The sequence below is a fragment of the Caballeronia pedi genome (assembly GCF_001544915.2).
Taxonomy (GTDB): domain Bacteria; phylum Pseudomonadota; class Gammaproteobacteria; order Burkholderiales; family Burkholderiaceae; genus Caballeronia; species Caballeronia pedi.
The window spans coordinates 1-13,496 of sequence record NZ_FCOE02000043.1; the positions used below are offsets into that span (position 1 = coordinate 1).

12 protein-coding genes are annotated in these 13,496 nt (G+C 64.2%); 3 read left to right on the forward strand and 9 right to left on the reverse strand.

All coding sequences use genetic code 11. The features are described from left to right. The 8 genes from AWB80_RS35825 to AWB80_RS35860 all read right to left on the reverse strand — a co-directional run. Positions 1-239, reverse strand: a 239-nt coding sequence (locus AWB80_RS35825; RefSeq protein WP_482764100.1) for an adenine nucleotide alpha hydrolase family protein, incomplete at its 3' end; no start/stop codon positions are given. A 22-nt stretch (positions 240-261) separates the two neighbouring features. After that, positions 262-1,011, reverse strand: a complete 750-nt coding sequence (locus AWB80_RS35830; protein WP_061179375.1) for an electron transfer flavoprotein subunit beta/FixA family protein — start codon at positions 1,009-1,011, stop codon at positions 262-264. A 30-nt stretch (positions 1,012-1,041) separates the two neighbouring features. After that, positions 1,042-2,001: an ABC transporter permease gene (locus AWB80_RS35835; RefSeq protein ID WP_061179376.1), complete on the reverse strand. Its 960-nt coding sequence runs from the start codon at positions 1,999-2,001 to the stop codon at positions 1,042-1,044. A gap of 7 nt (positions 2,002-2,008) precedes the next feature. Next, positions 2,009-3,508, reverse strand: a complete 1,500-nt coding sequence (locus tag AWB80_RS35840; RefSeq protein ID WP_061179377.1) for a sugar ABC transporter ATP-binding protein — start codon at positions 3,506-3,508, stop codon at positions 2,009-2,011. 16 nt (positions 3,509-3,524) lie between these two features. Beyond that, positions 3,525-4,544, reverse strand: coding sequence for an ABC transporter permease (locus AWB80_RS35845; protein ID WP_087131856.1), 1,020 nt, complete (start codon positions 4,542-4,544; stop codon positions 3,525-3,527). Beyond that, a complete protein-coding gene (locus AWB80_RS35850) occupies positions 4,541-5,620 on the reverse strand; it encodes a sugar ABC transporter substrate-binding protein (protein ID WP_061179378.1) in 1,080 nt (359 codons plus the stop codon). The genes AWB80_RS35845 and AWB80_RS35850 overlap by 4 nt, the downstream gene beginning before the upstream one ends. 81 nt (positions 5,621-5,701) lie before the next feature. After that, positions 5,702-7,375, reverse strand: coding sequence for a GMC family oxidoreductase (locus tag AWB80_RS35855; RefSeq protein WP_061179379.1), 1,674 nt, complete (start codon positions 7,373-7,375; stop codon positions 5,702-5,704). A 71-nt stretch (positions 7,376-7,446) separates the two neighbouring features. Beyond that, entirely contained in the window at positions 7,447-8,955 is a 1,509-nt protein-coding gene (locus AWB80_RS35860; protein ID WP_087131862.1) for an aldehyde dehydrogenase family protein, read from the reverse strand. A 169-nt stretch (positions 8,956-9,124) separates the two neighbouring features. Here AWB80_RS35860 and AWB80_RS35865 point away from each other — a divergent pair, with 169 nt between their 5' ends. Continuing rightward, on the forward strand, positions 9,125-9,808 hold the full coding sequence (locus AWB80_RS35865) for a TetR/AcrR family transcriptional regulator (protein WP_061179380.1): 684 nt from the start codon (positions 9,125-9,127) through the stop codon (positions 9,806-9,808). A gap of 25 nt (positions 9,809-9,833) precedes the next feature. Here the strand turns inward: AWB80_RS35865 and AWB80_RS35870 are convergent, their stop codons facing one another. Beyond that, a complete protein-coding gene (locus AWB80_RS35870) occupies positions 9,834-11,354 on the reverse strand; it encodes an acyl CoA:acetate/3-ketoacid CoA transferase (protein ID WP_061179416.1) in 1,521 nt (506 codons plus the stop codon). 214 nt (positions 11,355-11,568) lie between these two features. On the opposite strand from AWB80_RS35870, the gene AWB80_RS35875 reads away from it, so the two are divergent. Both AWB80_RS35875 and AWB80_RS35880 read left to right on the forward strand, forming a co-directional pair. Beyond that, a complete protein-coding gene (locus AWB80_RS35875) occupies positions 11,569-12,714 on the forward strand; it encodes an acyl-CoA dehydrogenase family protein (RefSeq protein WP_061179381.1) in 1,146 nt (381 codons plus the stop codon). After that, positions 12,711-13,490, forward strand: coding sequence for a 3-ketoacyl-ACP reductase (locus tag AWB80_RS35880; protein WP_061179382.1), 780 nt, complete (start codon positions 12,711-12,713; stop codon positions 13,488-13,490). Before AWB80_RS35875 ends, AWB80_RS35880 begins: the two co-directional genes overlap by 4 nt. Positions 13,491-13,496: the final 6 nt, after the last annotated feature.

The following is a 13,496-nucleotide window of genomic DNA, read 5'->3' on the forward strand; positions in this document are numbered from 1 at the left end:
ATGTTCAGCACCGTCGCATCGATGTTTTCCGCGAGGCCTTCGGCGAGTTGGGGCGCATCGGCGAGCAGCACTTTGCTGACGCCCGCGATCTTCGCTGCCGCATCCGCCGCGCCTTGCGCGTTCGAACCTGCAACCAGCACATGCACATCGCCGCCGATCTTCGCGGCCGCTGCCACCGTGTTCAGCGTCGATGCCTTGATCGACGCGTTGTCGTGTTCCGCAATTACCAGAATCGTCATGTTGTCTCCGCGTGTGTGGCGATCAAAGCACCTTGGCTTCGGTCTTGAGCTTCTCGACCAGCGTCTTCACGTCCGGCACCGTGATGCCCGCGCTGCGCTTAGGCGGCTCGACCACTTTCAGCGTCTTCAGACGCGGCGCGACATCGACACCCAGATCGGCGGGCTTCACCGTCGTCAAAGGCTTCTTCTTCGCCTTCATGATGTTCGGCAGCGTCACATAGCGCGGCTCGTTCAGGCGCAGGTCCGTCGTCACGACTGCGGGCAGCTTCAGCGACAGCGTTTCCGCTCCGCCGTCGACTTCACGCGAAACGGTTGCCTTGCCATCCGCGACCACGACCTTCGATGCGAACGTCGCTTGCGGCAAGCCCGCCAGCGCCGCGAGCATCTGACCGGTCTGATTCGAATCGTCGTCGATGGCTTGCTTGCCGAGGATGACCAGTTCCGGCTTCTCCTGATCGACGAGCGCCTTCAGGATCTTCGCCACCGCCAGCGGCTGCAGTTCATCGGCGGATTCGACGAGAATCGCGCGATCCGCGCCGATGGCCAGCGCCGTGCGCAACGTCTCCTGACACTGCGTCACGCCGCACGATACGGCGATCACTTCCGTCGCAACACCTGCTTCCCTCAGACGCACCGCCTCTTCCACGGCGATTTCGTCGAACGGGTTCATCGACATCTTCACGTTGGCGATATCGACACCCGTGTTATCCGATTTCACTCGGACCTTCACGTTGTAATCCACCACTCTTTTCACCGGCACCAGAATTTTCATGACCCAACCTTCCCTCGACGAAATCAATACTCACTTGATGATCAACACCTTCGAACGATCGAACGCCACCGTGACAGCGACGATCAGAATCAGCCCGAACACGATCTGCTGCGCGAACACGCTGATGCCGACGAAGGTCATCCCCACGCGCGCCACCGACACCAGCAGCGCACCGACCAGCGTCCGGCCGATGCCACCCGCGCCGCCCGTCAGCGCCGTGCCGCCGACGATCACGGCCGCAATGGCTGGCAAAAGGAATTGATCGGCGAGCGTGGGCGAACCGCTTCCCAGCCGCCCCGCCATCACCACGCCCGCGAGCCCGGCAAAGAACGACGACGTGCCGAACACGAGGCACTTCGTGACCGACACGCGCACGCCCGATGCGATCGCCGCCGGCTCGCCCGCGCCGATCGCATCGGTACGCCGGCCGAACACCGTCGAGCGATGCAGGAACACGCAGAACAGAAACACCGCAACGCCGAGCAGGATTTCATGCGGTACGCCGAACGAGGTGCCCGTCGTCCAGCCGAGCGACGCATTGCGCATCTCGTCGCTGATGCCGATGGAGCGCGTGCCGGACAGCGTCAGCGCCGCCGCCGATGCAATTCCGCCGACCGCGAGCGTCGCGATGAACGAGGGAATGCGCAACACGGTCTGGATCACGCCGCTCAACAGCCCGATGCCGAACGATGCCGCAAGCGCAACGACCGCCGCCATCGCGCCATAGCGCGGCAGCAACATCGCGACGATCACGCTCGACAGCGACGCCACCGCCTGCAACGAAAGATCGATGCTGCCGAGCAGAACGACGAAGGTCGTGCCCGCCGCCATGATGAACAGGGTCGAGCTATCGGCGAGCAGGCCGAGTTGCGTCGATGGCGCGAAAAAGCCCGGCTGCGCGATCTCGATCAGGACATAGAGCACGATGAGTGCGAGAAACGGCGCGTTGTCGCGCAACTTTGCCGCGAGGGGTGCGTTCAGTTGTGGCATGTTGACCTCAGACCATGTGTTCGACGATTTCGACCTGCGAAGGCTTATGGCCGACTTCGCACGGCAGGATCTTTTCGGCGCGGCCATCGCGCATCACCATCACGCGATGACTGAGGCCGAGAATCTCTTCCAGCGTGTCGCCGGTCAGCACCACCGCCACGCCTTCCGCCGTCAGTTCGCGGATGAGTTGATAGACCTCTTCTTTCGCGCCGACATCGAGTCCGCGCGTCGGATGATCGAGCACGAGAATCCGGCTGCCCGCGAAGCGCCATTTCGCCAGCACCACCTTCTGCTGATTGCCGCCCGAGAGATTGCGGCAGGAAGCATCGGCGCCCGGTGTCTTGATGTGCAGGCGTTCAATCCACTCGTTGGCGAACGCGCGCTCGCTCGCCTTCTTCACGATGCCGCCACGGCTGACCGCGCCAAGACGCGGCAGCGTGAGGTTCTGCGCGACGCTCATCTGCGTGACGAGACCTTCGACCTTGCGTTCGCGCGGCACGTAGCCGATACCCAGCGCGACGGCATGGTTCGCCTGCGGCTTCAGACGCGTGGCGCCGACCAGCACTTCGCCGCGATCGAGCTTTTCGAGTCCGGCGATGACGCGGCACAGTTCCTCGCGCCCCGACCCGACCACGCCCGCGACGCCGAAGACTTCGCCGCAGCGGACATCGAAGGACACGTCGTCGAGCACATGACCGAGCGATGCGTGACGCACCGACAGCGCCACTTCCTCTCGACACGGCTTCTGAAGGTTTTCGCGGTAGTACTCGCCATGCAGCGAGCGGCCCACCATCAGTTCATGCAGCTTCGTCACCGACGCCGTGCCCGACGCCATCTCCGACACGACCTTGCCATCCTTCATCACATACACGCGATCGGAGAGCGACAGCAATTCATCGAGCCGATGCGAGACGAACACGAACGAGGCGCGCGATCTCAGCTCACGCACCAGCCCGAAGAGAATCTCGATCTCGCCCGCTTCGAGCACGGAGGTCGGCTCGTCGAGCAGGATGATCGGCGTGCCGCCGGTGCGGCTCGCGAGCGACAGCGCACGCGCGAGTTCGACCATCTGCCGCTGACCGAAGGACATGTCTTCGCAGAGCGTCAGCGGATCGATGTCCAGACGCACGGTCGCCAGTTCCTTTCTCGCCGCCTGCTTGAGCTTCTTCCAGTTCATGCGGCCGAAGCTGACGAACGCCTCCTCGCGGCCGAGGAAAAGGTTCTCGGCAACGGTCAGGTTCGGCAGGATCGACTGCTCCTGATACACCATCGCGATGCCTTTGGAGGTTGCATCGCGCGGATTGCGGATCGCAAGCGGCTTGCCGTTGAGCGTGATATCGCCCGCATCCTGGCGATACGCACCCGTCAGCAGCTTCATCAACGTGGACTTGCCCGCACCGTTCTCGCCGATCAGGCCGACGATCTCATTGGGCCGCACGTCGATCGATACGTCGTCCAGCGCGAGCACGCCTGGAAAGCGCTTGGTGACATTCCTGAGTGACAGCATGTTGATCTCCTCACGCTTACTTGACGATGCGGCGGCGCGAGCGATTCAGCGCGAGCGTCACCGCCGCGATGATCAGCACGCCCTGAATGCCCTGCTGCACATACGGCGGAACGCCGAGCAGCACCATGCCGTTGCCGAGCACGATGACGATGAGCGTGCCGATCAGCGTGTTCATCGGGCTGCCGTTGCCGCCCGCGAGCGACGTTCCGCCGACCACGATCGCGGTGATGGCGACGAACAACTGCCCATCGGCGATGCGCGCGTGGCCCTGTCCGTATTGCGCCACCGCGAGAATGCCCGCGACGCCATAGAACGCACCGGCCAGCGCGAACACCGCGATACGCACGCGCGACACGCGCACGCCGCTCAGACGCGCGAGGTCCTCGCCGCCGCCGATTGCGAGCGTATGGCGGCCGAGCAGCGTGTGTTGATAAACAAACCACGCGATTCCCAGCATCAGCACCGCGATCCACACCGACAGAGGCAGGCCGAAATAGCGCGTGATCGAGATCGCGCGCAGCATCGGATCGCTGACGCGGATCGTGTTCCCGGACAGCCACGCGGTCCCGATGCCCGTCGCCACGAAGCCGATGGACAGCGTCGTGATGAACGAGGGAATCCGCAGGAACACATGCAGCGCGCCATTGGCGAAACCCAGCAGCACGCCCGCCGCGATCGCCACGGCGAGCACCCATAACCCGTAGTGGTTGTCGTTGTACGAGTTCTCGACGAGCATCGACACCGCAATCGCCGCCACGGCGACGATGCCTTCCGCGGACAGATCGATGCTGCCGAGCTGAATCACGAACGCGGCGCCCAGTGCGATCGTCAACGGAATCGCCGCGCCTACCGCGATGCGCGACAGGTTCATCGGATCGAAGAAGTCGTGGTTCAGCGCGCCGATGCAAAGACCGAGCGCCACCAGCACCAGAACGGGTGCGAATCGTCGCAGCAAGGCGCGCGTCGATACCTTCGGAGTCCCGGTTGTTGTTATGCGTACGGCCTGCCGGGTGGGCGCTACGGTCAGCTTGTTCATCGATACACCACCGGACCCGAAACGCGGGCATAGAGGTTGTTCCAGTCACCGCCGGGTGCGGCGGCACGCTTGATCACGTCCTGCACGTTCGCCTTGGTCACGAACGTGGCCTTGCAATAGGATTCGCGCCGATCCTTCGGCAGGGCCGCCACGTCGATCTTCTTGTCCTTCGCTTGCAGGCCCATCGACAGGCCGATGCCGCCGAGCCAGTACGGGTCCCAGTCGACCGATGCGATCAGCTCGCCCGCCTTGATCGCAGCGAGCCCGGGCGGCGTGCCGTCCATGCCTGTCACCGGCATCTGGCCGGCCAGCCCTTCCGCGCGCAACGCCTCGATCGCGCCGAGCGCCATGTCGTCGTTCGCGGCCCATACGCCCTTGATCTTCGCGTTGAAGCGCGTCATCCAGGCCTGCATGATCGGGAACGCCTTCTGCGAGTTCCAGTCGGCGACCTGGAAGTCGAGCAACTGGATGTCGGGAAACTTCTTGAGCGCGGCATCGAGACCCGCCTTGCGCTCGATCGCGGGGACATTGCTGAAGATGCCGCCGAGCGCGACGACGCCGCCCTTGCCACCCATCGCCTTGAAGAGTTGCGTCGCGGCTTCCTCGCCGTAGGCGACGCCATCGTAGGAAAGATGCGCAACGTAATTCGGGTTGTGGTCCCACGGATGCAGATCTTTCGGCTTGTTCCAGATCGTCGTCACGAACGCGCCCGCCTTCGAGCAGGCTTCGACGATCACGCGCGCATCGGCGGAATCGTTGGGATCGACGTTGAGCACGAGATTGCCGTTGGTTCGTTGCAGCAGCGCGCGAATATCCGCGATGCCTTTCTCGGAACTGCCTTCGGTCGTGAGCGGCACATAAGGCAGACCCACGCTCGCGGCAAAGCTCTGCGCGCCCTTGTTGAACGCGGCGTGGTACGGATTGGTCAGCGAGCGAAACGAACAGGCCAGCGTCGTCTTGTCCGCGCCGAGCGACAGGCACGAGAGGCCGCCGCCGGCCGCCGCGAACGCCGCACCGGCGCCGAGCTTCATGAAATCCCGGCGCGAAAAGACCGCGCGTTGATCTTGATTCGACATGATGTCTCCTACCAACGAAATAAATATACGGATAGTTATTTACCGCCTGAAGGATCCGGTGAAGCCGGACCCTTCGGGCGCCTACGCCACGGTCGCGCTGGCGTCGCGCATCGAGCGGCCAGCGTGCGCCGCCAGTTGACCCGTCACCGGCATCGGCGCCGCGACCAGTCCGCGAATCAGGTCGGAGGCCTTCTCCGCGATCATCAGCGTCGGCGCATTCGTGTTGGAGCTGACGATGCGCGGCATCACCGATGAATCCGCCACCCGCAAGCCTTCGATGCCATGCACGCGCAATTGCGGATCGACCACCGACATCTCGTCGATCCCCATCTTGCAGGTGCCGACCGGGTGATAGCCCGTGCGCCCGTACTGCTTCGCGTATTCCTCGTATTGCGCCTGCGTGCGCACCGTGCCGCCCGGAAAGTGCTCGCTCCTGATGTACTTGCTGAACGCCTTCTGGCTCATGATTTCGCGGCTCTGACGGATGCCTTCGACCGCCACCTTGAGATCGTAAGGATCACGAATGTAGGCGGGATCGATGACCGGCGCGTCGGCGGGATCGGCGCTGTTGAGCGTCACGCTGCCGCGGCTTCTCGGGCGCAGGAAGTACGAGTTAAGCGTGCAGCCCGAACCGGAAGGCACCGGCGGCACGCCCGCTTCCACGCCGGCGCCGGGCAGGAAGTGGAACTGCAGATCAGGCGTCGGCACATCGCTGCCGGAGTACCAGAACGCGCCGCCTTCCGCGATGTTCGACGTCACCGGTCCCTTGTTGAACATTTTGTATTCGAGGCCGGCGAGCAGCATCATGTGCTTCTTCGCGTACTTGTCGAGACTGTACGGGCCGTTGAGCTCGTACACGATATCGATGTCGAAGTGATCCTGCAGATTCGCGCCGACGCCATCGAGCGCGTGCAAGGGTTTGATGCCCGCACGCTCGAGATCCGCTGCGCGCCCGATGCCCGAGAGCATCAGTATCTTCGGCGAGCCGATCGCGCCGGCCGTCACGATCACTTCGCGCTCGGCGCGCGCCACGATCACATTCGAGCGCGCGTTCTGATCGGCATATTCGACGCCCACCGCGCGCCCGTTCTCGATCACGATGCGCGCTACGAGACAGTTCGTCTTCACGGTGAGATTGCTGCGCGAGCGCGCCTGTTGCAAATAACCGACCGCCGCGCTGCAGCGCCGTCCGCCGCGTTGCGTGACCTGATACACGCCGACGCCTTCCTGCTGTGCGCCGTTGAAATCGCTGTTGTACGGCAGGCCCGCTTCCTGACCGGCGAGCACGAAAGCCTTGGTCAGTTCGTTGACGCTGATCAGATCGGACACACCGAGCGGTCCGCCAACGCCGTGATATTCGTTGCACAGGCGCTCATTGTCTTCCATGCGGCGCAGATAGGGCAGCACGCCGTCGCGAAAGCCCCAGCCAGTGCAGCCTTCGCGTTCCCAGCCGTCGTAGTCGGCGGGCTGACCGCGCGTATAGACCATCGCGTTGATGGAACCGCCGCCGCCGAGCACACGCCCCTGCGCGAACGGAATCTCGCGCCGTTGCGTTTCCGCCGCCGCCACCGTGCGATAACCCCAGGTCAGCGGGCCGCCGGTCATCTTGAAGAAGCCGACCGGCATATGGATGTAGGGGTCGGTATCAGCGGGACCCGCTTCGAGCAGTAGCACACGGCTGCTTGCGTCTTCGCTCAGACGCGCCGCCAGTGCACAGCCCGCCGCGCCACCGCCCACGATCACATAGTCATACATTGCTGTCTCCGATTCCTTGTTTGCCACGAGTCGCGCGTGGCCTTTGCGCGTCGCTCTCTCCGGAACGTGCCCTACGCGATCCAGCGCGGCCGCTTGCCGAGCTGGACATGTACGGACTTGATTTCCGTGTATTCCTCGACGCCATAGCGCCCCGTCTCGCGACCGATGCCCGATTGCTTGAATCCGCCGATGGGCATTTCCGGACCGCCGGTGATCGTGCAATTGACCCAGATGCGGCCCGCCTGCACGTCGCGCAAGCTCTTGAACGCGCCTTGCAGATCGCGCGTCCAGATGCTTGCGGCGAGACCGTACGGCACGCCGTTCGCGAGTCCGATGGCTTCATCGAAGCTGTCGAAGGGCATGACCGACAGAACCGGCCCGAAAATCTCGTCCTGCGCGAGCGCGCTGCCGGGCTGCACGTTGCGAAACACCGTCGGCTGGATGAAGAAGCGTTCGCCTTCGCTCCTCGTGTCGCCGCCGCATACGAGTTGCGCGCCGTCCCGCGTGCCCGCATCGATGAAGCCGCGAATCTTGTCGAACTGACGCGCCTCGACGATCGCCCCGACATGATTGGACGCATCGAGCGGATCGCCCGTGCGCACGCGGGCGAGCACCGCGCGGATACGCTCGACGAGTTCGGCTTCCACCGACCGGTGCACGACGAGCCGGCTACCCGACACGCAGCACTGACCCGCATTGAACGCGATGCCGAACGCGATGGCGTCGGCGGCGTCGTCGAGATCGGCATCGGCGAAGACGATCTGCGGATTCTTGCCGCCGAGTTCGAGCCCGACCTTCTTCATGTTGCCGCCCGCCGCTGCGAGCACCGCGCGGCCCACTTGCGTCGAACCGGTGAACGAGATCATGTCGACGTCCATGTGCTCGGCGAGCGCCTGGCCGACCACCGAACCGAGACCCGTGACCACGTTCACCACCCCATCGGGCAGACCGGCTTCGGTGAGGAGCGCGGCGAGTTTGAGTGTCGTGGTCGAGGTCAGCTCGGCAGGCTTCACGACCACCGTGCATCCCGCGGCGAGCGCGAACGGCAGACGTTCGGAAAGAATGAAGAACGGAAAATTCCATGGCGTGACGATGCCCACGACACCCACCGGCTGCCGCAGCACCAGCCCGAGCATGTCGGGGCCGAGCGTGTCGTGCGAATCGCCATGCACCACGCGCGCAAGCCCCGCCGCGTATTCCCAGATGCCCGCGGCCGCCGTGACTTCGCCGCGCGACTGGCCGATCGGCTTGCCGCTTTCGAGCGTTTCCAGATACGCCAGCGTCTCCACGTTGTCGCGGATCAGGCGCGCCGCTTTCAGCAGGACCGTCGCGCGCTGTTCGCCGGAAAGCCGTGACCAGCGGCCGTCGTCGAACGCGCGGCGGGCGGCGGCCACCGCTGCGTCGAGATCGCCGGCTGACGCGCGCAGCGTAGCCGTGACGCCCACGCCGTGCCCCGGACTCTTGCGCGTCACCCATTCGGCGGATGAACCCGTATGGTCTTTTCCGTCGATGAACATCGGCGTGCGCAACGGTTCGTCGGGAAGATGCAGCGAGGCTGCGAGTTTGCTCAGGTCACTCATATCCGTCTCCATTCAACATTCTCATGGTGCGTTCGACATCCACGCCGCCCCGCGTCAACGGAACGCATTCTGCACCATCCGGTTACTTCCGTACAAGCCGATTTTTGGTTTATAGTCGCTAACATCCTGATCGCCTGCCGGCATTCCAATTTTTCTTTCGACGACGCACATGACCCTCGCCACCACCACGCAGAAACGCGCATCCAAGACCGCCGAGGCCGACGTCACGCGTCAGCCCAGACAACGGGACCCGGAGGTGACGAAGGCCCGCATCCTCGAAGCCGCGAAAAAGGAATTCGCCAAGCTCGGCATGGCGGGCGCGCGAGTCGAAGCCATCGCGACACGCGCGAAGGCCAACAAGCGGATGATCTATCACTACTTCGGCAGCAAGGAGGAACTGTTCGTCGCGGTCCTCGAAGACGTCTACGCCGACATCCGCTTTGCCGAGCAGAAGCTCGATCTCGACCATCTCTCCCCCGAGGACGCGATCGTCGCGCTCACCACGCACACCTGGAACTACTACCTGAAGAACCCCGAATTCATGACGCTCGTGAACAGCGAGAACCTGCATCGTGCGCGGCATGTCAAGAAGTCCGCGCGCTTCAAGGAACTGCATCAGGGTTTCATTTCGATGCTCCAGCGCATCCTCGACCGCGGCGTCGCAGCAGGCGTGTTCCGTAGCGGCGTCGATGCGCGGCAACTGCACATCACCATGGCCGCGATCGGCTATTACTACCTCACGAACCGCTTCACGAGCGGTGTGATCTTCGACATCGACTTCATGGACAAGGCGGCGCTCAAGAGCCGCCTCGACTTCAACATCGAGACCATCCTGCGGCTCGTACGGCCGTGAAGCTTGCGCGCGCAGTGGCGTCATCTCACGCCACCTTCTCTTGCGATGCCGACATCCGCGCGAACAACGCTTCATCGACGAGCGGACGGAACGCCATGCGCGCGAGCACGTCACGCTCGATATCGACGCCATCCGCAACCTCGATCAGACGCACGCCTTCGGCTTCGAGTCGAAACACCGCGCGCTCGGTCACGTAAAGCACTTCCTGAGCGCTGCGCAACGCCTGCTCGCCGCTGAACGTGATGTGCTGCACGCGTTCGACGAGCTTCGGCACGCTGCCCGGCGACACGATGTTCAAACGCGTCCCTACCTGTTCGACTGCCAGCCCCTTCGCCTCGAAACTGCCGCAGAAAACGATCTTGCGCGCGCCCTGCGTGATGTCGATGAAACCGCCCGGCCCGACCACCGTCGAACCGAGCTTCGACACGTTGATATTGCCCGCGCCATCCATCTCGCCCATGCCGAGGAAGGAAACATCGACGCCGCCGCCGCTGTAGAAATCGAACTGGTCGACGCTCGACAGGATCGCGTGTGCATTGCGCGCCGTGCCGAACATGGGGCCATCGAGCATGGCGCCGTTGTGGATGCCCTGCTCCACCGATCCCCAGAACGTGCCCATGCGCCCCTGCTCCGCAAGCAACGCCGGAATGCCGCCCGGAATGCCGAAACCGAAATTCGCCGACTGTCCCTCATGCAGTTCGAGCGCGGCGCGCGCCGCGATGATGCGGCGGATGCCCGTCGGCGCTTCGTAGAACCCGTCGCCGATGGCGCACTGCGCTTCGCCGCTCAGCGCCGGATCGTAGTCCGACACCACGCATTGCACCTGCCCGGGTGTCTCGACGAGCGTATCGACGAGAATGCCCGGAATGCGTACGAGGCGCGCCGGCACATAGCCGTCAGGCTCGCGCTCCTTCACCTGCACGATGACGCGGCCCGCGCTGTTGTGCGCGGCCAGCGCGGCGGCGTAGACATCGAGGTCGGCCGGTTCGCGTCGCAGGGTGACATTGCCGCTTTCATCGGCGGATGAGCCGCGCACGATCGCGAAATCGACCTTGAACGGCTTGTAGCGCAGGTACTCACGGCCGTCGAGTTCGATCAGCTCCACCAGGTCTTCGCTGGCGCGTTCGTTGATCTTGCCGCCATCGATACGCGGATCGACAAAGGTTCGCAGTCCCACATGCGTGACGAGTCCCGGCCGGCCCGCGCCGATCTCGCGCAGCAGCGTGGAGATGACGCCCGCCGGAAAGCTGTACGCCTCGAACGCATTCTCGCGGGCGAGCTTCTGCATCGCGGGCGCCCAGCTCCAGTGGCCGCCGATCACGCGCCTGACCATGCCCGCATGCGCGAACCGGCCCAGCCCGCTGCCCTTGGCGTCGCCGATACCGAGCGCGTGGACGATGGTCAGGTCGCGCGGATGCCCGGTTTCGAGAAAGCGCCGTTCGAGCTGCGCGAGCACGGCGTCCGCTTCGAGCAGCCCGCCGCCGGAACCCGCGAGCGCGATCGTCGCGCCATCGAAAATCTGCCCGACCGCAGCGGCAGCGTCCATCCACTTGTTCACTGAAAGCTCCTTTGAGAATCCGCCGCGAAAGCCATTGACAGCGGCCATTCGTTGGTCTTAAATAACCCACCAGATGGTTACTTGTTGCGAATGTTGGCACACGAAACCTCTGAATTCAAGCGGTATTTCGACGGTCTGCGGGTATACCTTCAAGACAAGTCCTGCCGCAAATATCTGGTCTGACGAATGGCATGGAGACAGCATGAGACTCTCGGAAACACACGAGCAAATCCGCGACACCACGCGGCGTTTTGCGCAGGAAGTCATCCGGCCCCTGGCCGAGGAACTGGATCGCGAAGAGCGCTTTCCGGCGGAGATCTACAAGCAGATGGGCGAGCTCGGGCTATTCGGCATCACCGTGCCGGAGGCATTCGGCGGCGCCGGGATGGATGTCACGGCGTATGCGCTCGTGATGGAGGAGTTGTCGCGCGGTTACGCGTCGGTGGCGGACCAGTGCGGCCTGCTCGAACTCGTCGGCACCTTGCTGAGCGTGCACGGCAGCGATGCGCAGCGCGCAAGGTATCTCGAATCGCTGCTGCGCGCGGAGCTGCGCCCGGCTTACTGCATCACCGAATCCGACGCGGGGACGGACGTCTCCGGCATCCGGACCACCGCCACGCGTACGGCCGATGGCTGGGAACTCAGCGGCGCGAAGCTGTGGATTCATAACGCGCCGGTCGCGGACCTCGCCTTCGTGCTGGCGCGCACCGACCCGGCGGCGGGCAAGCGCGGCATGAGCATCTTCATCGTCGACTGTCATTTGCCAGGTGTATCGAAGGGGCCGAAGGAGCACAAGATGGGGCAGCGCGCGTCGCAGGTCGGGGAGCTTCATTTCGATCGCGTGAAGCTTGCCGAAGACGCGCTGCTCGGACAGGAAGGCCGCGGCTTTCACATGATGATGAGCGCGCTCGACAAAGGCCGCGTGGGCATTGCCGCGCTGGCGGTCGGCATTGCGCAGGCGGGTCTCGAAGCCGCGCTCGACTACGCGCAGACCCGCAAGCAGTTCGGCACGCATATCGCCGAGTTTCAGGGCGTGCAGTGGATGCTCGCCGACATGGCGAAGGATATCCAGGCCGCGCGCCTGCTGGTGCACGATGCCGCCGCGCGTCTCGAAGCCGGTGAGCGTGCGAGCATCGCATGTTCGATGGCGAAATGCTTCGCGGGCGATACAGCGGTCAAGCACAGCGCGAATGCCGTGCAGATCTTCGGCGGCAGTGGCTACATTCGCGGCTATGAAGTGGAACGCCTCTATCGCGATGCGAAGATCACGCAGATCTACGAAGGCACGAACCAGATTCAGCGCACGATCATCGCGCGCGATCTGATCGCCAACGGAGCATCGTTATGAGCGCGCGCCCCGTTGCGCTCGTCACGGGCAGCCGGCGCGGCATCGGGCGGGCGATTGCAATCGAACTCGGCCGCGCGGGATTCGATGTCGCGCTCACCGACGCCGTGGCCTCCGATGAACTCGATCAGGCCGCCGCCGAAGTCGCACGGACCGGCGCGCGGGCGATCGCCGTCGTCTCCGATCTCGCCGATATCGCCTCGCATCACGCCACGCTGCTCGATGTCGAAACGCGTCTCGGCGGTCCGATCGATTGCCTCGTGAATAACGCGGGCGTGTCGGTAATGTCGCGCGGCGATCTGCTCGACGTGACGCCCGAGAGCTTCGACCGCTGTATCGCGATCAATACGCGCGGGACCTTCTTTCTGACGCAGGCGTTCGCGCGGCACTTTCTGTCGCGTACGCGCAAGAGCGTGGCGGCACATCCGAGCGTCATCACGATCACCTCGTCGAATGCGGTCGCCGCTTCGCCATTGCGCAGCGAGTATTGCGTGTCGAAGGCGGGGTCATCGATGGCCACGACGCTGTTTTCGCTGCGTCTCGCGGAGCACGGCATCGGCGTCTATGAAGTGCAGCCCGGTCTGATCGAGACCGAGATGACCGCGCCTTCCCGCGCGCGCTATGACGCGCAGATGGAGCAAGGTCTCACCGCCATCAGGCGCTGGGGCACGCCACTGGAAGTCGCGACCGCCGTGCGCACGCTCGCGACCGGTGGCTTGCCCTATAGCGTAGGACAGGCGATCCGCGTCGATGGCGGCTTACTCGTCAACAAATACTGACATGCA

What these genes read in the sequence shown, in the direction of transcription:
- AWB80_RS35830 (WP_061179375.1), bottom strand. Translation starts at nt 1,011, where the DNA reads ATGAAAATTCTGGTGCCGGTGAAAAGAGTGGTGGATTACAACGTGAAG.
- AWB80_RS35835 (WP_061179376.1), bottom strand. Translation starts at nt 2,001, where the DNA reads ATGCCACAACTGAACGCACCCCTCGCGGCAAAGTTGCGCGACAACGCG.
- AWB80_RS35840 (WP_061179377.1), bottom strand. Translation starts at nt 3,508, where the DNA reads ATGCTGTCACTCAGGAATGTCACCAAGCGCTTTCCAGGCGTGCTCGCG.
- AWB80_RS35845 (WP_087131856.1), bottom strand. Translation starts at nt 4,544, where the DNA reads ATGAACAAGCTGACCGTAGCGCCCACCCGGCAGGCCGTACGCATAACA.
- AWB80_RS35850 (WP_061179378.1), bottom strand. Translation starts at nt 5,620, where the DNA reads ATGTCGAATCAAGATCAACGCGCGGTCTTTTCGCGCCGGGATTTCATG.
- AWB80_RS35855 (WP_061179379.1), bottom strand. Translation starts at nt 7,375, where the DNA reads ATGTATGACTATGTGATCGTGGGCGGTGGCGCGGCGGGCTGTGCACTG.
- AWB80_RS35860 (WP_087131862.1), bottom strand. Translation starts at nt 8,955, where the DNA reads ATGAGTGACCTGAGCAAACTCGCAGCCTCGCTGCATCTTCCCGACGAA.
- AWB80_RS35865 (WP_061179380.1), top strand. Translation starts at nt 9,125, where the DNA reads ATGACCCTCGCCACCACCACGCAGAAACGCGCATCCAAGACCGCCGAG.
- AWB80_RS35870 (WP_061179416.1), bottom strand. Translation starts at nt 11,354, where the DNA reads ATGGACGCTGCCGCTGCGGTCGGGCAGATTTTCGATGGCGCGACGATC.
- AWB80_RS35875 (WP_061179381.1), top strand. Translation starts at nt 11,569, where the DNA reads ATGAGACTCTCGGAAACACACGAGCAAATCCGCGACACCACGCGGCGT.
- AWB80_RS35880 (WP_061179382.1), top strand. Translation starts at nt 12,711, where the DNA reads ATGAGCGCGCGCCCCGTTGCGCTCGTCACGGGCAGCCGGCGCGGCATC.